Here is a 19,356-nt window from a genome sequence, read left to right on the forward strand (position 1 = left end):
TTCACTCATCCGGGTGGCTCTCATAGACCTGCAATCGCTGCAATGCTTCCAGGGTGAGGCGCCGTGCGAGGTCATGTTCACTGGGCACTTCCTCGGTAAACCCTGCCGCGAGCAGGCGCTCGTACGTCTCGGCGCTCATCGGCTGGCCGCTGAGCACCTCGGCGTGCGGCACGTTGAGGGCGTCCGCCAGCGCCAGCAGGCGAGGCTTGAGGCGCTCGCGTTCTGCAGCGTCGGCGTTGGCCCATTGGTTCTGGGCAAACAGCAAGTCGTCGAGGGGGTCGATCAGCTCATTGGCACGGGCCAGGCTGGCCTGGAACCGTCCGGCATGGGTGGTGCGCAGGTAGCGGTCCCAGAACGGCTGCGCCAGCATGCCTTCCACCAGCCCGTCATGGGCCTCTGCGCGCATGACCGTGTCGAATGCGCTGTTGAGGTGGGTGGGGCCCACGTCGGCCGTGCTGCGGTAGTGCATGTAAGGGGTCACCCACGGCAGTTTCAGGCGGCTTTTCAAACCGGTGTGATAGGCAAGGTACACCTCCACCTCGTCCACCGTACCCGGTACGCCGTCGATCACGTCAGTGCTGAAACGCAGGCCCTGGCCGCCGTCTTGCCGGGGTTTGATGCGCTGGCGGATATCGGCCTGGGCCGCTCGGTTGAGACGGTCGAGGCGGGACTTGCCCCGCGCCAGGTGGGCCAATTTAAGCTCGCGCAACTGGCCGCGCAGGTCGCGGTCGATTTCCACCAACTGCACCTCCAGGCCCATGGCATTGAAGATATGCGCCCCGGCATCAGCGCAGGTCACCGGGTTGCTCGCCATCTGGAACAGCCGCACCCGCAGGTCGCTGTCGGCTTCCATGGCCAGCAGCATGCGCCAGACCTTGTCGGTCAGGTCGCTGCGGCCCTGCTCGTACAGCGCGGCATCCTGGTCCTCTTCAAAAAACGCTGAGGGCTCCAGGCTCTTGATGACCTCAAAAAAGCCCTGGGAGCCGTGTTCCGCTTCCACGTCATTCCATAACGCCCGCAACCAGGGATGGTGGTGCGGTTGTTCCTGCTCCAGCCAGAACCCGACATCGCCTTTTGGCGGGTAGCTGCGATAAGGGTCCAGGCCGGCTTCCAGGCGATAACTCACCAGGCGTTGTTCGGCCTCCAGGCTCAGGTGATTACGGTCCAGGCGGGCCCTTGCGAGCAGTTCGGCCTGGGGTTGCCAGGGCAAGAAATGCGGCACGCTGTGAATCGCAGTGTTTTGCACATCCAGGTAAAAGCCCCAGGGCCTGGAGCGCTCGAACAGGCCGGGGGGCCAGTTGCTGATCGCCGTGTTGCGCAGCGACAACGCTTCCAGGTGCGGCCAGCGGGTGATATCCGGTGCCTGCGTCAGCTGGCGGTTGTGTGCCAGGGACAGCTGGCGCAAATGGGTCAGACCACTGAGGTGTTCCAGGCTGTCGGCTTGCCACTGGATCGGGTTGTTCTCCAGGCTCAGGTGCGTGAGCGAGGCCATGCGCGTGATGGCGGTGGGCAGTTGGCTCAGTTGATTGTTGCGCAGGCTCAGGCTGATCAGGTGCGGGAAACTGTCGAGAAAACGCATATCGCCGTTGAGCAGTTGGGCATCGATCAAGTCCAGGTGCAGCACATGTTCGAAGTTGGCGCGCAGGCGCAAGTTGCCGAGCAGGCCGGTGAGCCGCACGCTTTGCAGGCTCAGGCGCACGCCGGTGTCGTCGGCGTCGAGGTTTTCTTCCCAGGTGCGCAGCAATGCCTTGGCCAGGTAAGCGCGCTGGTGGCCAGGGCCTGGTGGTTCGTCGGCAGGGATGGCGTTGATCCAGTTGCTCAGGTCCTCCTGCAACTCGGCCTTTTCAATCTCGCGGGCTTCGAAACGCTGCCGTTGCAGCGGGTCTTCAAGGCTGCCCAGGTAGGTGTCGATGACCGTTTGCTCGGCGTAGGGGTAAAGCGCCTTCACCCGCTGTTCCAGGGTGCCGGGGAACAGGCGGCTGCTCCATGACGGCACCGCGTGCATGGGTTTTTGCAGCAGTCGCAGGGGCTGCAGGCGTGGCTTGGGTGCAGGCTCGGCCAGTACTGTGCGTCGCGATTCGGTGCTGAGCAGGTTGCCCATCACCCAACGTTTGAGTGCCGGGCCATCGGCAAAGCGGCTGCGTTTTGCCGCGGGCAGGGCGTGGTGCACGGCGTCGAAAAAATCGCTGGCTGGCTGCAAGGGTTGGCTGTTGCCATCGTACAGCGCGTAGCGCCCGTCGGTTTTCAGTAACAGCCGTTTCTGGCTCGCCGCTTGCGGCCCGGCACTGGCGCGCAGGGTGGCGATAGGGCTGTGCTGGCGGACTTCAATTCGGCTGTCGGCCAGGCTGTCGCTGAACAGGCGCAAGGTGTCGAGCACCATTTGTTCGGTGGCCGGGCCCAACAGGTCGGGGTCGTAGAACCCTTGGAAGGCGTGAGCCCCACGGGCCTGCACCTGCAGTTCACGGGCGATGTTTTTCAGGCGCAGGGGCATGCGTTTTTCGGTGTCCATGATCGCCAGTTCATCTGCGCGTGCTTGAGCGATGACGTGTTCGACCAGGTGCCTTGGCAGGTCGGGGCAGGCCTCGCGCACGCGCAGGCCGTGTTCACTGCCGAGGTCTTCACTGTGGCGATAGAGGTAGGCAAACATCGCGCCCCGGTGCCGGACCAGTTGGTCGGCGAGACGGTTGCGCAGGGCATCGACCTGCGCCGCGCGGCCTTCGGGCAGAGTGCCGAGCAGGGTGGTCAAGTGCTGCGGGTCGAGCCCCTCTACCAGGCGTTCAGGCAAGCGGCCCTGGTTCAAGTCTTCGCGGCTGATGGCCAGGGTATGGGGGGCTTCGTGATCACCGAAACGCAGGTGGTCGCCGCTCAGATCGGCACTTTCAAACACCAGGATCGCGTGATCCTCGGGCCACCCGGGCAGTTCGCGGGCGATGTGCGGGCTCCAGTAGGTGTCGTGGTCCACCGGTTCGCCCGCACGGAGTTTTTCCGGCAACGCGGCGGCTTGCCGGTGCAGGCGAATGCGCTTGAGGGTGTCGTCCAGCAGCGGTGCCGGTTGGTCATCGGCTTGCACGGCGCGCAGGGTGCCGTGGTCGAGGCCGCTGGTGCGCAGGATCTGTTCCCCGGTCGCGGCATCGAACGGCCCGAGTGCCTGCAGGCGCCGCTCGTCACTCCAGGCGCGGGGCCCGTCATTGTGGCGGATCGGCGGCGCATACGCGTCGGGGCGTGTGGGGTGCTGGATGTGGTGGTCACCACTGGCGGCATCGAACGTGAGCGCATAGCGCGCGCCGTCCAGCGGCAGGATTTTCTGCCCGGCATGGGTATGCAGCCCCAGCGCGTCGGCACTGGACTCGGCAGACAGTTGCAGCGTTTGTTGATAAGGGCGTGGGTCGGGGTGCCACAGACGCGTCTTGCCGTTGACCTCGATGGGCTGCAGGCCGTTGACGAACGCCGATTGCGCCAGTTGGCCGCCGACGCCGAACGCCGCCAGTTGCACCACGTCGCTGACCACGCCGACGAAATGCCCGGCGGCTTCGCGTGCCTGGCCTTCGCTGAGGTCGACCACGCCCTCCACCAGTTCATCGAGCAACTGATAGGCGGTGTAGGCCAGCATCGCTTCGCCCAGCAGCGGCACGAACGGTGTGATCACCAGCAGCGCCACGTTCAGTGCGCCTTCCAGGGTTTGGCCGAGGGCGTCCCACCAGGCCCAGCGGGCGCGACGGTCGGCGTCGGCGGTGGAGACGGCAAGCGTGCGGCCGTCGTTGAGGATTTTATTCAGCGCGGCCTGGTACAGCTGTGGCCACAGGTCGCCGTCGATACGCACGGCGGCAAAGGTGGCGCGCTGCTGCACCCCGCTGAAAAATGTTGCGCGCCCGGCGTGGTCGACGAACTGGGCGAAAAAGTCACGGTAGGCCGGGGTCTTCAAGCGCTCCAGCAGGGTGCTGCGAAACGCCAGGGTGCTGGGGTAATGCTGGATCGCCCCGTGAGGGTCATGGGGGATATACAGCACCACCGGCGTAACGTCCCTGGCCAGGTCAAGGTCGGCGGCAATCATCAGGATGCCGGTCAGCAGTGTGTCTTGCAGGCGCAGCCGATAAAACTGCATGACACCGCGTTCACCCTTGACCGAGCGCTGCAGCAGTTGGAACGTTGCCGGCGGGATATCGCCCTGCAGCACTGCCAGGTGCGCGGCGTTGTCGAGGGCCGCCTGTTGGCTGGCGATGACCTCGGCTTGCAGGCCCGGCGCGTCGAGCAGGTGCTGGCGCAGGTGCCGGGCATAGTGCGCGCCGAGGTCGAGCTCGCGGCACAGCGCGATAAAGTGCGCGATGCTCATCTGCGCCTCGTGCGCCTCTATCGTGAAGTGACCGCGCGCATCCGGCCGGGTGATGTAGCGAGAATTGTCGGTGAAGGTTTCGTCCTTGGCGAAGTTCTGCAATGCGGCGTCCAGCAGCGACAGGGTGCGGCTGGTGCTGCCTTCCAGAAGCGTGCCCTTGGCGACCACCAGGAACAGGTACGTGGCGCGCACATCGAGGTCGAGCCCATAGCGTTCGCGCAACGCTTGGCTGAGCAGAGGGGTAGCGAAAGCGTAGACGTCTTGCAGGTGTTCAAGGCGTTTGTCGACCCGGTTTTGCAAGGTCCAGGCCCTGGCGTTGGCCGCCTTCAACGGGGCGTGGTCCTGGTCGGCCGTTCTTAGAAGCCTGGGCAGGTGATCCATCGATATCGAGCCCAACGCCTGGGCCCGAGGCCAGGCCGTGGTGCCCAGCCAAGTGGGCAAGTTGCGTTTGATCAGGGAGTAGTTCGGGCCGTTGGGCATGACGGATAACCTTGTGTCGTGGACAAGGCTGCCAGCCTAAAGGCGGGTGCTGCACCTCTGGCGTTACATACTTAGGCGGCACAGGGTCTGCTCGCCCGGTTGCAGGTACGGCATCAGGATCGGCGCCATGCCCTTGAGCACTTGCACTGGCAGCGCCGAGGTAAAGGTGAAGTGTTCGGCTGACTGGCCGGGCACGAAGGCTGTCAATGTGCCGAAGTGATGTTCGCCCAGGTAGAACACAAAGGTCGCGGTGCGGTTGATGGATTTCGAACTCAGCACGCGCCCGCCTGCGCCAATCGCTTCGATGCGGTTGTCACCGGTGCCGGTCTTGCCGCCCATGGCCAGCGGCGTACCGTCGGCGAGCTTGAAGCTGCCGGCCACCCGTTTGGCCGTGCCGGCATCCACCACTTGGGAGAGCGCGCCACGCAAGGCCTGGGCCACCTCCACCGGCATCACCCGCTTGCCCGGCGCCGGGTCGTTGACCACGTGGGTGTCATACGGGGTGTCGGCGGCAAAGTGCAGGGTGTCGATGCGCAGCACATGGGGCCGCACGCCGTCATTGAGGATGATCCCCATCAGTTCCGCCAGCGCGGCGGGGCGGTCGCCGGAGCTGCCGATGGCGGTAGCCAGTGACGGCACCAGGTGGTCGAAGGGGTAGCCCACGGCTTTCCAGCGCTGATGAATGTCCAGGAACGCCTCGATCTCCAGCATGGTGCGGATCCGGCTGTCTCGCGCGCTTTGGTGGCGGCTCTTGAACAGCCAGCTGTAGACCTCCTGGCGTTCGAACTGGCTGGCTTTGACGGCGTCGGTGAAGGTGGCGTCAGGATGGTTGAGCAGGTAGCCCAGCAGCCACAGGTCCAGGGGGTGCACTTTGGCGATGTAGCCTTGGTCGGGCAGGTCGTAGGTGCCGGGGCCGTAGTCCTTGTAGAGTTTTTCGAGGCGTTCGTCGGTGAGTTTGATGGGGGATTGGATACCGGTCATGTGGGCGCGCACGAACAGGTTGAAGCTTTCCTGGCTGGCGTTGGGCAACAGGTAACGGTGCACGGCGGCCAGGCGGATGGGGGTTGGGCGCAGGCTGTCGAGGAAGGTTTCCAGGCGCGCCTGGGTGTCTTTCTTCTGGTACTTCCTCCAGAACTTGCGCAGGAAGGTGGTGCCTTCGCGGTCGGCGAAACCGGCGAGGTATTCCTGACGGCGCGGGTCGCTGTCGTCCTTGAGCAAGGCGGCGCTGTTGTTTTCGCCGGCGTAGGTGACGTAGCGCACCACGTCGCGCATCAGGCGAATGAATGGCAGGTTGATCGACTCACGCAAGGCATCGCGCAGAGTCGGGCTGCGGCCGTTGTCCTGGCTACGGAAGTTGTGGAAGGTGTGCAGGCCGCCCCCGGTGAAAAAACGTTCGCCGGGGCTGGCCGAATAGGTCCGGTCGAGGGCGGCGTCGAGCATCTTGGCGAGGGATTTGTCCGGGGTCTGGATCAAGTAGTCGAGGGCCCAGCGGCTCAGGCGGTCCTGGTCATCCACGACGATTTTTTTCAGTGCTGCGGGGGGCTGGGCGGCGTACTTGTCGTGCAGCTCGGTGATGATCTGCAGGTACGTGGTGAGCACGCGCAGCTTGGCGGTGGAACCCAGTTCCAGCTTGCTGCCTTCATTGATGTCGAAGGGTTGATCGGTGTTGTCGGTTTGCACCCGTACTCGTGAGCCATCCGGGGTCAGCTCGAACAGCGTGAAGCTGTAGCGCACTTGCGCGGTGCTGGCGGGGGGTGAGCAGGCGTTCGCCGAGCAGGCCGATCTGGCGGGCGTAGTCGGGGTTAGCCAACTGCTTGAGGTAGTCGCTGACCTGGCCCTGCAACTGCGCCTGCAGGGTGGTGGTGGCGGACAGGTCCAGGCGGTCGAGGTCGTACAGCGGCCGGTCGAGCAGGGCGGCCAGGCGGCTGCGGGCCACGCTGATGCCCTTGTTGGTCTCGATCGGTTGGACGGTGGGTTGCTGCACCCAGTCGCGGTAAGTGACCTTGCTGGCGAGGGCTGCTTTCAACTGGGCTGGCTCGATCACGCCATTCTGGGCCAGCAGGCGCAGGTGGCTGTCGGTGAGCTGGGCCAGTTCGTCGCGCCCCTTGGCCAGGTAATGGGACGGGCGCCGCTGGGCGATGATCAGCGACAACACCTGGCGCAACGCCAAGCCCTGTTCAGCGTTCACCGGCCCACGCAAGGCCTGGTTGACCTGGTTGAAGTCGGCGCCGTACCACACCCGCAGGCCCTCGGCCATGCCGTGCACTTCGCCATGCCCGGGCACCGCTGACAAGGGCACGCTGTTGAGGTAGTCGCGCAGGATGTTTTTGCGTGCCGTCAGGGTATCGGGGCCGTCGTGGTAGGCGCGCACGGCGGCGGAAAACATCTGCCGCAGTTTCTCGCCGCCCGACACGGTCAAGCCGTCCGGCGAGTGGCGGTACTTTTCCAACTGGGTGGCCAGGGTGCTGCCCCCGGCGCTTTGGCCCGGCAGGTGCAGAAGCTTGGCCACTTGCGACCAGGCAGCCTTGGCAAAGCGCGGCCAATCCACCGCCGGGTTGGCCTGGGGTTGGGCGGGGTCAAGCAGGTCGCGGTTTTCGATGAACAGCAGGCTGTTGACCACCAGTGGCGGGATCGAGGCGAAGCTGTCGTACAGCTGCTGCGGGTAGTTGTACTGGTACAGCGGCACGCCACGGCAATCGGTGATCGACAGCCCGGCCTGAATCTTTTCTGCATAGGGCACAAACAGGCCTCTGGCGCTGTAGTCCATCAGTTCAGGGGAGAAGCGCGACTGGGCCTGGATCACGTAACCGCGCTTGAGCAGGCGCGGTAAAAAGGTGTCGAGGTCGCTATACCCCAGGCGACGGTCGAAGGGGCCTGCGCCCGGATAGACCATGGCGTCACTGGCGCCGGGTTCTACCTGGTAGGTGAGGTCGCGGGCCAGGCGGCTGAGTTCCTGGGCTTGCAGGCGCGAGGTGCGCATCTCTTTGGCGGCGGCGAACCCCAGGGCAATCAAGCCCATCAGCACGATCAGCCAGAACAGCCGACGGCCGTAGCGGGGCCTGGGTTTATTTTTGGGTAAAGGCGCTGTGTCCGGACTGCCTTGTACTTTCGCAGCCTTGGTCGAATCGGTTTGCCACAGTGCGCCCATAGTCGATTGATCCCTACACGCAGATTGATCGGACTTGTTAGAAGCGTAGTCGCTGGGGGCTGCCTGTGAGGGAAATGTATTTTCCCGGCCAGAATCTTCCGGATAGCTACGTCGTTCGGCGCCCTGCGTGACGTTTTGTCGCGGCAGACAGGATAGATGCTCCTGTTAAATTGAATTCAGGCAAGCAATTAACCTAAATTGCCTCGTTTTTATAGTGAAAGACCCTGACCTGGGCTTTTTATACTGCACGCCCCGCTGATCTTGCCCGGCAAGAACGGTTCGCCTATCAGGCGGCCCCGGTTTCGGCAAGGGTGCAGGCTTACCGGCCTGTTCCCCGGAAACTCAACGGACAATCCAATAACAAGATGAGGTTGTACCCCTATGCCCGTCGGCAACCCACTGCCCCCTGGCGAGACCGCTCAAGGCGGCCCGCTCAAACGCGAACTCGGCGAACGCCATATTCGTCTCATGGCCCTCGGTGCCTGCATCGGTGTCGGCCTGTTCCTCGGCTCGGCCAAGGCCATCGAAATGGCCGGCCCGGCGATCATGCTGTCGTACATCATCGGTGGCCTTGCGATCCTGGTGATCATGCGCGCCCTCGGCGAGATGGCGGTGCACAACCCCGTCGCCGGCTCGTTCAGCCGCTATGCACAAGATTATCTCGGCCCGTTGGCGGGCTTTCTCACGGGCTGGAACTACTGGTTCCTGTGGCTGGTGACCTGCGTGGCGGAGATCACCGCCGTGGCGGTGTACATGGGCGTGTGGTTTCCCGACACGCCGCGCTGGATCTGGGCCCTCGCGGCGCTGGTCAGCATGGGCACCATCAACCTCATCGCGGTCAAGGCTTTCGGCGAATTCGAATTCTGGTTCGCGCTGATCAAGATCGTCACCATCATTGCGATGGTCATCGGCGGCGTCGGCATCATCGCGTTCGGCTTTGGCAACGACGGCGTGGCGTTGGGTATTGCCAACCTGTGGAGCCATGGCGGCTTCATGCCCAACGGCGTGCAGGGCGTGTTGATGTCCTTGCAGATGGTGATGTTCGCCTACCTGGGCGTAGAGATGATCGGCCTCACCGCCGGTGAAGCGCGCAACCCGCAAAAGACCATTCCCAGTGCCATCGGCTCGGTGTTCTGGCGCATCCTGCTGTTCTACGTGGGCGCGTTGTTCGTGATCCTGTCGATCTACCCGTGGAATGAAATCGGCACCCAGGGCAGCCCGTTCGTGATGACGTTCGAGCGCCTGGGCATCAAGACCGCCGCCGGGATCATCAACTTCGTGGTGATCACCGCCGCGCTATCCTCCTGCAACGGCGGCATCTTCAGCACCGGGCGCATGCTGTATAGCCTGGCGCAGAATGGCCAGGCCCCGGCCACGTTCGCCAAGACCTCCCGCAATGGCGTGCCACGCAAGGCGCTGCTGTTGTCGATCTTTGCCTTGCTGCTGGGCGTGTTGCTCAACTACCTGGTGCCGGACCAGGTGTTCGTCTGGGTGACGTCCATCGCCACCTTCGGTGCGATCTGGACCTGGCTGATGATCCTGCTGGCCCAGCTCAAGTTCCGCAAAGGCCTGAGCCCGGCCGAGCAGGCGGGGCTCAAGTACCGCATGTGGCTGTACCCGCTCAGTTCCTACCTGGCCCTGGCGTTCCTGGTGCTGGTGGTCGGCCTGATGGCCTACTTCCCGGATACCCGCGTAGCACTCTACGTAGGGCCGGCGTTCCTGGTGCTGCTGACGGTGTTGTTCTACGTCTTCAAGCTGCAGCCGACCGGCAACGGTCGGGTTGCCCCTCAGTCGGTCTGACGTTTAATGGGCCCGTTGCGCGCCGCTCTTGGCCGCACGGGTCAGTTGGCTGATCAAGCGGTTGAGCTCGCTTTCCTTTTCCTCGTTGATGGACTGGCGCCGCTCCTGGTAATCCATGGAGCGGGTGTCGGGTATTTCCTGTTTCAGCGCTTCAAGCTTGTAGCGCGTCACATCTTCGATGGTGGCGAAGGGTTCCGGGATGCTGCGTGCCAGGTACTTGATCCAGAACTCTTCCATCAGCAGTGAGTTTTCGACGGCATTCGTCGATTTCAGGGCCGCCATGGCATTGGCGATTTGGCCCAAAGCCTGATCGGTCAGATCGTTGCCTGGCGCGTAGAGCCTTTGTTCATGCTGCAACGGCAGGTTATAGCGCTCTCTGAAGTGCAGTCGCAGGTACAGCTTGACCTCGACATCATCTGGCTCCAGTCCTTCCGTTCCGCGCTGATTGCGCAGTGAGACCAGGTGATCATCGGCCAACTCATCCAGCTTGCGCAGGTAGAACAGCCCCTCGGCCAACGCCAGCAATTCCCGATTGGCCTGGTTAGAGTTGGGAAGCTCCAGGGCCTGTTGTTGCCGGTGCAGGAGCTCCATATTGCTCAGCGCCAGAATAGCCCCGTCACCACAGGTACCGGCCAGGTAGGTATTGAGGAAAATATTTTCGCGCAGTTCGTGGGATTCAGCCATGCCATTGAGCACGCGCCACACTCGGCTGACCAAGGCTGGGCGCCGCGGTTCATTTCTATAGTCGTAACTCTGGGTCAGGTCGCCCAGTACCCGGAACACATCGTCCGGTCTTGCGCCTTGATGGTGCTGGAGTTGTTCCCACACTGCCCTGCGTTGCCCATGATCGGCAGGTGGCACGCTTTCCAGCCATGGGGAGATGTCATCCGTGGAGCGCTCCACATGCAGGATGCCCGGCATTGCGCCGCCCAAGACGGTGTTGGTGCGCTGGCGGTACTCGTTCAACCGTTGCCGGGTGGCAGCATCCAACGGGTTGCCATGCAGCATCGTGCCACGATTGGCCATGCGCATGGCGGGGTTGGTGAACAGTGACTGGGGGATCGTGGTAATACGGTTCTCTTGCAACTGCAGGCTGTGCAGGTGAGTGAGGTGTTCGGCACCGATGGGCCATTGGCTGATATCGGTCCGTTGCAGGTTGAGATTGAGCAGGTGGTGCATGGCCGAGACATCCGGCGTCAGGCCCAGCGGGTTGCCGTCCAGGGTCAGCATTTCCAGGTTGGTCAGGTTGGCCAGGCGCTGGCGTGACGCTTGGGTGAGGACGATGTGATTGTCGCTCAGGTCCAGGTTCTCCAGTTGCGTCATATCGGTAATGCTGGTGGGCAGATCGGTGAGCATGCAGTCGAGCCGCAGTGATTTGAGGCCGGTGAATTTGCCGAGGAACGCGTTGCCTGTGGCGGGAAAGCTGTCGCCGGAAATTTTCAGGTACTCGATGTGTTCGAAACCTCGCGTACCCAGGATGAAATCCGCGTCCGGCAGCGTATTGCTGCCGTCCAGTTGCAGATCGAGGGTATAGGCGTCGAGGAGCCCGCCTACATAGGCCAGACGTGTCTCCCGTCGCCAGGCGCGTCGTATCTGTAGCGCGGCATAACCGCGGCGACCCAAGTTCAACCCGAGGGGGTCATCGGCATCGATGGGATATTCGGCATTCACCCAACGCTCAAGGCCGGACTTCAAGATTTCGTATTCTTTGTTGCGCCTTTGCGCTTCCAACCACGCCTGCGACGGCTCCAGCTTCCAGGATTCAACCATTTTCCTGACGTCGGCCAAGTGCATGCTTGGATAAAGCCTACCCATCATGCTCACCGCCTCCGTTGTCTGCGTATCGCTGAATGGCCACCAGTTGCGCAGGCTGAACGGGTAGGCCGTAAAGGTGCTGTGGACGCGCATCGGCGGTTGCAACCAGTAAGGAATATGGGGCAACCCGAGCAGGTCCTTGATGGCGACACGCTGGTTGAGCGCCAGCTCGGCTATGGGCGCGCGCAGGGCGGTCGTGTCGCCACTGTCATCCAGCCCCAGGGCCTTGCGCTGGCTGTCGCTCAAGACGCGCCAGATGGCGGTCAGCAAGTCCGTGGAAGTATCGCCGCTGTCGCTGATCAATGTGTGGTCGGCGGCATAGGCCTGATAGCGACCATCGACCTGTGCCAGGACCTTGCGCTCGCTGCCTGCCAGGTGCCCGGCGCTTTCCAGCAACGGCCCGCTGGCACTGCCTTGATGAATATCCAGACGCACACTGGCCGGCCAGCCGGGCAGCAATTTGAGCGTATGCAGGATGATCTTTTCGCTGTCGGGGTTGGTCAGGGTGCTCAGGTACAAACCTTCGAACGCGCGGTTGAGGCGCACATCGTTGGCAGTCAACTTTGCTTGCTGTTGCAGGCGCAGAGGCACTTGGTCATGGGTGTTGAGTCTCTTGAGCTCCTTGGGGGTGGCGTGTTCCAGCAGGGCCTGGAGCGCACTGCCGGGCAGTTGCGGGTAATGGCGACGCAGACGAGTGTGCAGCGCGTTGCCCTCACGTTCGCTTTGGGCGTAGAGCGTATCGAAGAGCTGGGACCGCTCGCGATAGGCGTGTCCGGCGATCGTCTTCGCCAGCTTGAACAGGCGCTCGTCCTGGCTTGCGGGCAGCTCGCCGATCAACGCGCGGGTCAGTGCATCGTTGCGCACCAGAGGGGTCAAGGGTTCCAGGCTGCGGCTACGGGCCTGGGACATCCGGATCCTGTCGGGGGCGCCGGCATTGGCCGCAGGGTAGTGCGCGGTGGTACGGCCGGCGTCATCGTACAGCTCCAGTACGTGGCTGGCCGGCCACTGCGGCAGGCCGCACACCAGCAGCAATTGCAGGGAGGGGCGTGCCGTGCGCGTGGCCGAGTAGGTGGTCATGGCCTGGATGAAATGCAGGATCTGGCGCTCGATGCCGAAGCGCTTGCTGCTGTCTTTCAGCAGTGGCGGCGGTGGCAGGCCAGCGCAGTGGACCTCCCGCAGGGCACTAGGTGGCGTGTCGGTGAGTTTAAGGATGCGCGTGGCGGTGGCCTGGTCCAGGTTGAAGTCAACCGCGCCCAGGCGTGAGAACAGGTGATGGTCATCCCAGGCCATCGGGTTTTCGTTTTCCAGCCGCCAGGCACCGTGGTGGTTGTGTTCCAGCAGTGGCGTATCGACCCCGACTTTCTGCGGGTGCTTGAGCCGCCACCGGAGCACCGCCTGGTCGTAGGTCACCGGGTAGAGCGCACCGTACAACGGCATCAACTGTTGGCCTTGCCAGTCGTACAGACCCTCGGGGTTGGGCTTCAAGTCGAGGGGCAATACCAGGCTCTGTTGGTACTGCCCTAGCGAATGATCAAGCAGGCTCACCAGGCCGGCAGGGCCGCGGCGCTCGCTCATCAGATCACCCAGGGTAGTGCGCAGGCCCTGGGCGTCGCTGGCCGAGGTCATGCCCAGCGTGGTGCGTTCGTGGGGTTGCAGCACCGAGGCAATGGCCAGGTAAAAACTGTCGACGACCGGCGCCACAGGGATCGGCCCGGCATTGCGCATGTCGTAGGCTTCGTAGTGTCCGTTGCCGTAGTGCAACAGTTCGACGGTGGTGTCCTCAGGGCCGGTGTTCTGGTAGCGATCCTGCGCGGGGCCGTCGACGATCTCGGTGACCGTGAAGTGGCGCTTGAGACGCTCCTGCAGCAGGCTGGCGGTGAATTCGCGAGCCCATTGGTCGGTGTCGCGGCTGAATGCACGAGGGTGGTACAGGCCGTCAATCACGGCGTCGATCCGCAACGCGGTGCGGTGCTGCTCAAGGTGTTCGCGCACGTTGGCCGGCAAGGTCGCGTCGTTGAGGTAGGTGCTTTGCTGCGCAGGGTCCAGGGGTGTTTCTTCCAGCAACTGACTAAGGTTGGCCAGGGTCAACGGCGGGAACTGAGTGCGCAGTTTACTCAGCAAAGGGGTGGTTTCCACGCCCTCGGTGTTGGCCTTGATTGGCACAAATACCCGGGCCGGTTCATCGGCTGGGACCTGGTGCCGGGCCTGGCCGGCATAGCGGGTCAGGGCCTGGAACAAGGCAATGCGTTCCTTGTTCGCCAGGGCGCTGATCTGCACGCGCAAGCGTGCGATGCGCTGGGATTCGGTGAGCTGTGGGCTGCCTTCCTTGCCGAGGGTCGAGGTGGCGGGCTGCTGGCGGATGATCAGCTCGAACAGCGACTCCTGGGTCGCGACGTGGGTGGTCGCAGCGTCAAGGGCAATGTAGGTGCCGTCATCCTTGCGCTTGAGGTTGATCGCCCGTGTGGCATGGTCGTTGGCGGCGTGGCTTTCCAGCAGCCGGCCTTGCGGGTCGTACAGGTGGATGATTGCGTCGGCAGGCCAGGTGGGCAGTTGGGTCAACAGGCTCAAAATGGCACTGCCGGCGTAGGCCGGCAGGTTGCCGCTGCGATGAAAACCGCTGGCCAGTTGTTCGATGACCCGATCGACCTGCATACGCCGGGTCGCTTCAATCAAATTGACGGGCGGCGTCTCACCCGCCCAGATGCTATCGAGGGTGGCACGGGGAACAGCGGTGCTACGCAGCAGGTGGCGGATCTGCGCTGCGGATACCGAGGCTTCACCGTTGGGCAGCATCTGGCTGATCAATTGAGCGTCGGTGAGTTGACCGGCGCCGTGCAGGTCCAGCACCCAGGCTTGCAGCTCGGGTTTGAACACCACGGGCGCGGCAAAGCCATCGCCGTTTTTGTGCTTGATCACGAACCCCGGGGCCTTCGGGTTGGCAGTGACTTGCGCCACCACGTGCAACGCCCCGTGTTGCACCCGGGCGTAAAGCTCGCCATCGATCAAGTACAGCCCCTGAGCGTTCGGCATCTGGCCGTCGAGCAGGCGCTGATTATTGATGGCGTAAGGGCTGATGTCCGGTTTCCACAGTTCGACGGTTCCGTCGCTGCGCGACACTTTGCGCGGGTCGCCCAGACGTTGCAGCAGGCCTTCCATGCGTTGGTGATGCACACGCCCGGCGGTGGAAATCAACAGGCCGTTGATCGCCAGGTCAGCCACATCGGCCATGGCGGCGGCGAAGTCACTGGCCTGGCCCTTGGCGGCCTCATTGATACCGATGATCAGGCTGTAGGCCAGGTTGCTGAATACCACCAGCTGCATCACGCGGTTCAGGCCGGTGACACCGCCCGGCACGGGCGTCATCAGCAATTCCATGATTTCACTGGCGATCGCGGCGGCACCGTCGATCACCCCTTGCAGGTCGCGTTCCGAGCGCCGGGTGGCAAGCATGCCCAGGTTGGCCTGGTAGTGCTGGACATGGCGAAAAGTGAGCGCCTGGACCAGGCTGTGTGGGCGAGCCGGCTTGGGGTCATGGACGAAGCGGATGTGTTCCAGGGTTCTTTTCGGGAACAGACTGTGAAAGCCGTCGTAGAGATAGCCCGCTACCAGGCTCAATCCTTCCGGGCGCGGCTCTTCGCGTAGCAGGTCCCTGAACTGACTGATGTCGGTGATCGGCAACTGCCGCGAGAACCAGCCCAGATCACCGGCGTCATGGCTGGCCTTGAGGTCGTCGAGAAACTGCGCGCCGGCGCTTTTTGCATCGAGGTGATAACGCAGGGCGCCGCCGGGGCGAAACGGGAAATAGGAAATCACGCCCAGGCTGCCGATTTGGATCAGCAACAAGGGCACCGGCACACGGGTACCCGATGGGGTAAAGGGCACAGCCGGTAGCAGGGTGTAGTCGATGTCCATGCTCAGGGTGTCGAAGGGCAGCGCCGTACCTGTGCCCTCGATGGCGGCCAACAGCGCGGTGTACCGGGCCTGGGTCACGCCGCTGCTGGCGCGGTTTCGATAGGCCTCCAGCGCTTCGAATCGCAAATGGGCGCGGGCGCAGGTCTCGATCAAACCTTGCAGCTTGCCGCCAGCCCCCAGGCTATTCGCCAAACGGGTGTGCAGTTTTGCGCCCAGGTCCAGTTCGCGGCAGATGGCGATGAATTGGCTGACGCTCAATTGTTTTTCGTCGACACCGCTCAGGTAGGACGCGTCAACGTAGCTGTGGCCAGACGGTTGCGGGTTGCCGGTGCCGAAGTCGAAATTCAGGCAGGCGGCGTCCCACAACGACAGCCTGGAGACATGGACGCGATACTGCCATTCGTCCACCGCGCGACGAAAGCGCGAGGAGGGGGGAGAGCCCTCCACGCTGCTCTTGTGGGGTTCCCAGGGCAGCGGGGTGTCGATTTTTTCCAGGTAGCGGGTGTTGATGAAAAGGGTCTGCGGGTCAAGGCCGTTGAGTTTTTCACGCAGCAGCGCCAGGCCCTGGGCCTTGAAGTGTTCGACCAGGGTGGCGTTTTCCGCTTCGACGGCCTTGAGCGCCGCGATGGCTTCCCGTTGCAGGCGAATGTAATCGCGCTGTTGGGCGCGTGTCAGGCTACTCATCGACTGCGCCAGGTTCTGGCGCAGCAGCTCCAGGGCCTGCTGCAGCCCCCAGGACTGGCTGGACTGCAGGTGGCCGGACAGGCCGTTGGGGCGTTCTTGGCTAGGCATGGGGCGTTTCCTTTCACGTCGAGATGTGGAAGGAAATGGAAGCACCCGCCCGTCTGTGACGGGGGCTACCTATATAGCGCGGGGCCGGCTCAGGCGCTTGTTCAACTCCAGCCAGGCGCCCAAGGCGGCCATCAGCGCCACGCCCGCCAGCGCGGTCAGCAGTTGCACGGCCAGTGCATCACCGGCCATGGCATTGAGCATGTCGGCCAGTGGGGCGAGCAGCACACCGAGGCAGAACACTTCCAGGGAGAACCGACCCATGCGGCACACCTGCGCGGCGAGCGGGTTTTGCGTCCAACTGGCGCCCGGCAACAGCTTGGCAGTGACGTAGGCCAGGGCCAGGAAATGCAACAGGCGCACCGGGGACAGGTCGGTCTTGCTGATGGGGTAGATCAAGTCACTGATCAGCGCAGGCATCACCGCGTCGTGGAGTTCAGGCCAGCGCCACGACAGGGTCAGGATGCCGGTGATCAGCACATACACCGCAGCCGCGATAAACAGCGGCTGGCGCGCCAGCGGCCGATGATCGAGAGACTTGGCGCGCTGGCTGTGAATCGCTGCTGCCCCACCCAGCACAAACAGCAACTGCCAGGTGATCGGGTTGAAGTACCACACGCCATCCTCGATGGCTCGCAGGTTCCAGCCCATCCACGGCGCCAGCAGGTACACCGTCAGCGACACCGCGACCACCACCAGGGGCGTGCGCAGCATCAGCGGTAATACCAGCGCCAGGCTGGCCAGCAGCACGATGTACAGCGGCAGCGGGTCCATCAGGTTGGGCTTGAAGCGCAGCAGCAGTTCATCGAGCAGGGCCTGTTGCGGGTGGGTGATGAAGTGGGTCATGCCCATCTCTTGCACCAGGTCGCGGGTTTCCACGTGGCTGTTGGCGAAGAACACGATGCCCATCAGCATCGCCAGCAGAAAGATATGCACCACGTACAGCACCCAGGTGCGGCGCAGGATTTTCAGACAGGCCATCCAGTAGCCTTCGCGTTGCAGGACTTTGCCGTAGGCCAGTACCGACGCGAAGCCGGCGAGGAACACGAAGACTTCTGCAGCGTCGCTGAAACCGACGTTGCGCAGGGTGATCTGGCCGAGAGGATTGTGGGGGACGTGATCCCAGAAAATGAAGATCAACGCCAGGCCCCGAAAAAAATCGATGCGCGGGTCGCGTCCGTTCAGCATGGCAGCGGGCTCTTGAACAATAAGTTTAAAAAAGACAGGCGAATGCGCGTGTTGTCGTACGCCGCACGTCGGGCGGGCGCAGGTTGGCGGTATTTGTAAGTAATTGCAAAGGCGGGATATTACTGAATGTAAAGCCTGCCCGGCTCCGGGCAGGCCTCAGGAGGATCAGGCGGCGGCAACCTCATTGGGCTCAAAACTGTCCGCCCGCGCCATCTGCCACATGCGCGAGTAGAACTCGCCGTTCACTTCGCCAGTGAGCAATTCACCGGGCTTGAGGAACACATGCAACTGCGAGAACAGCTTGATCTCCGTCGCCGACATGCGCCGTACCAGGTGCTTGGCCGACAGTTGCGAGGGGTGATCAAGGCCGGCAGCGGCGAGCATCTCCGCCAGCGCCTTGAGCGTGCTGCGGTGGAAGTTGAACACGCGCTGGGCCTTGTCCGGCACCACCAGTGCGCGTTGGCGCAGAGGGTCTTGGGTGGCGACGCCGGTCGGGCATTTGTTGGTGTGGCACGACTGGGACTGGATGCAGCCAATGGCAAACATGAAGCCGCGTGCCGAGTTGGCCCAGTCGGCGCCGATGGCCAGGACGCTGGCGATGTCGAACGCGCTGACAATCTTGCCGCTGGCGCCGAGTTTGATCTTGTCGCGCAGGTTCAGCCCCACCAAGGTGTTGTGCACAAACAGCAGGCCTTCACGCAGCGGTACACCGATATGGTCGGTGAACTCCACCGGCGCGGCGCCAGTCCCACCTTCCTTGCCGTCGACCACGATGAAGTCCGGGAGAATGCCGGTCTCGAGCATGGCCTTGGCAATGCCCATGAATTCCCATGGGTGGCCCAGGCAGAATTTGAAGCCCACCGGTTTGCCGCCGGACAGCTCGCGCAACTGGGCGATGAAATGCATCATTTCAATCGGCGTGGAAAACGCGCTGTGGCGCGATGGCGAGATGCAGTCTTCGCCCATCAGGATGCCACGTGTCTCGGCGATTTCCTGGGTGACCTTGTGCTTGGGCAGGATGCCGCCATGGCCGGGCTTGGCGCCCTGGCTCATCTTGATTTCGATCATGCGCACCTGCGGGTCTTGGGCCTGCACGGCGAAGCGCTCCGGGTCGAAACGGCCATCGCTGGTGCGGCAGCCGAAGTAGCCGCTGCCCAGCTCCCAAGTCAGGTCGCCGCCGTTTTCGCGGTGGTAGGGGCTGATGCTGCCTTCGCCGGTGTCATGGGCAAAGTTGCCCAACTTGGCACCCTGGTTCAACGCACGAATCGCGTTGGCGCTCAGCGAGCCGAAGCTCATCGCCGAGATGTTGAATACCGACGCCGAGTAAGGCTGCTTGCACTGCGGGCCGCCGACCATCACGCGAAAGGCGCTGGGGTCGCTCAACGGCGCGGGGCGCATGGAGTGGCCGATGAACTCGAAGCCCGACTGGTACACGTCGATCAGGGTGCCGAAGGGTTTGTCGGCGCTTTCATTCTTGGCGCGTGAATACACCAGCGAACGCTGGGCCCGGGAGAAGGGCAGGGCGTCGCTGTCGGATTCGAGCAGGTACTGGCGGATTTCCGGGCGGATGGCTTCCACCAGGTAACGGATATTGCCCAGGATCGGGTAGTTGCGGCGCACCGCGTGGGGGCTTTGCAGCAGGTCGAAGATACCGATCAGGCTGAGGATGCCGGTGACCACGGTGATGGGCCACAGCCATTCATGCTGGATAAAGGGGAGGCTGGCGAGGGTGAAAATGACGCACACGGCAAAGAAGGCGTAACGGCTTAACAAGGACAGGCTCATACGGTTTTCCTTGGGTTCACTCATCAGGACCTGTAGGCGTCCGGCTTGTTGTGGCGAGGGAGCTTGCTCCCGCTGGGTTGCATAGCAACCCCAAACCAGGCGATCTCAC

The 19,356-nt window shown here is 63.3% G+C and carries 5 protein-coding genes and 1 pseudogene; 1 reads left to right on the forward strand and 5 read right to left on the reverse strand.

Translation table 11 applies throughout. The features are described from left to right. Position 1: 1 nt before the first annotated feature. Both HX803_RS17070 and HX803_RS17075 read right to left on the reverse strand, forming a co-directional pair. Positions 2 to 4,810: an NEL-type E3 ubiquitin ligase domain-containing protein gene (locus tag HX803_RS17070; RefSeq protein ID WP_178921999.1), complete on the reverse strand. Its 4,809-nt coding sequence runs from the start codon at positions 4,808 to 4,810 to the stop codon at positions 2 to 4. Positions 4,811 to 4,873: 63 nt separating this feature from the next. Then, positions 4,874 to 7,958: pseudogene (locus HX803_RS17075) on the reverse strand (transglycosylase domain-containing protein). A gap of 381 nt (positions 7,959 to 8,339) precedes the next feature. Here HX803_RS17075 and HX803_RS17080 point away from each other — a divergent pair. Continuing rightward, positions 8,340 to 9,758, forward strand: coding sequence for an amino acid permease (locus HX803_RS17080; RefSeq protein WP_178922001.1), 1,419 nt, complete (start codon positions 8,340 to 8,342; stop codon positions 9,756 to 9,758). A gap of 3 nt (positions 9,759 to 9,761) precedes the next feature. Here the strand turns inward: HX803_RS17080 and HX803_RS17085 are convergent, their stop codons facing one another. The 3 genes from HX803_RS17085 to HX803_RS17095 all read right to left on the reverse strand — a co-directional run bounded on the left by HX803_RS17085 (position 9,762) and on the right by HX803_RS17095 (position 19,247). Then, a complete protein-coding gene (locus tag HX803_RS17085) occupies positions 9,762 to 16,277 on the reverse strand; it encodes an NEL-type E3 ubiquitin ligase domain-containing protein (protein ID WP_178922003.1) in 6,516 nt (2,171 codons plus the stop codon). A gap of 69 nt (positions 16,278 to 16,346) precedes the next feature. Continuing rightward, a complete protein-coding gene (locus HX803_RS17090) occupies positions 16,347 to 17,462 on the reverse strand; it encodes an OpgC family protein (RefSeq protein ID WP_178922004.1) in 1,116 nt (371 codons plus the stop codon). A 165-nt stretch (positions 17,463 to 17,627) separates the two neighbouring features. Continuing rightward, complete coding sequence (locus HX803_RS17095; RefSeq protein WP_178922006.1) at positions 17,628 to 19,247, reverse strand: FMN-binding glutamate synthase family protein; 1,620 nt, start codon at positions 19,245 to 19,247, stop codon at positions 17,628 to 17,630. Between the last annotated feature and the right edge of the window lie 109 nt (positions 19,248 to 19,356).

It is taken from the genome of Pseudomonas sp. P7548 (assembly GCF_013386585.1).
In the GTDB taxonomy this organism is placed as follows: Bacteria; Pseudomonadota; Gammaproteobacteria; order Pseudomonadales; family Pseudomonadaceae; genus Aquipseudomonas.

Excerpts from the sequence above, each read along its gene's own strand:
- HX803_RS17090 (WP_178922004.1), bottom strand. The coding sequence starts at position 17,462 with ATGCTGAACGGACGCGACCCGCGCATCGATTTTTTTCGGGGCCTGGCG.
- HX803_RS17080 (WP_178922001.1), top strand. The coding sequence starts at position 8,340 with ATGCCCGTCGGCAACCCACTGCCCCCTGGCGAGACCGCTCAAGGCGGC.
- HX803_RS17095 (WP_178922006.1), bottom strand. The coding sequence starts at position 19,247 with ATGAGCCTGTCCTTGTTAAGCCGTTACGCCTTCTTTGCCGTGTGCGTC.
- HX803_RS17070 (WP_178921999.1), bottom strand. The coding sequence starts at position 4,810 with ATGCCCAACGGCCCGAACTACTCCCTGATCAAACGCAACTTGCCCACT.
- HX803_RS17085 (WP_178922003.1), bottom strand. The coding sequence starts at position 16,277 with ATGCCTAGCCAAGAACGCCCCAACGGCCTGTCCGGCCACCTGCAGTCC.